This window comes from Neisseria sp. P0014.S002 (genome assembly GCF_051958295.1).
Taxonomy (GTDB): domain Bacteria; phylum Pseudomonadota; class Gammaproteobacteria; order Burkholderiales; family Neisseriaceae; genus Neisseria; species Neisseria flavescens_B.
Genome location: NZ_JBQCVO010000078.1, coordinates 1 through 266, shown reverse-complemented (window position 1 = coordinate 266; position 266 = coordinate 1). Strand labels below are relative to the sequence as shown.

General features: G+C 41.4%; 1 protein-coding gene. It reads right to left on the bottom strand.

All coding sequences use genetic code 11. The features are described 5' to 3' along the window. Positions 1 to 266, bottom strand: a 266-nt coding sequence (locus ACTHSX_RS10680) for a PLP-dependent transferase (protein ID WP_440379672.1), incomplete at both ends; no start/stop codon positions are given.

The window sequence follows — 266 nt, the reverse complement described above, 5'->3', positions numbered from 1 at the left end:
GCTTTGAATAGTACACCTCCTGCCCATGTATTATCGATCATAATGACGATTTCAGGGCTCACTGCTCGAACCGCTTTAACAATCGCGGGGATATCAGGCACTTCCATTGTTAAAGAACTTGGAGATTCTAAAAATAAGACTTTCGTATTTGGCTGCACGAGTTTGGCAACATCTGCGCCTATCATGGGATCATAATAGGTCGTATCAATATGCATTTTTTTCAAAATTACATTACAAAAATCTTGTGTCGGCTCATACGCCGCACC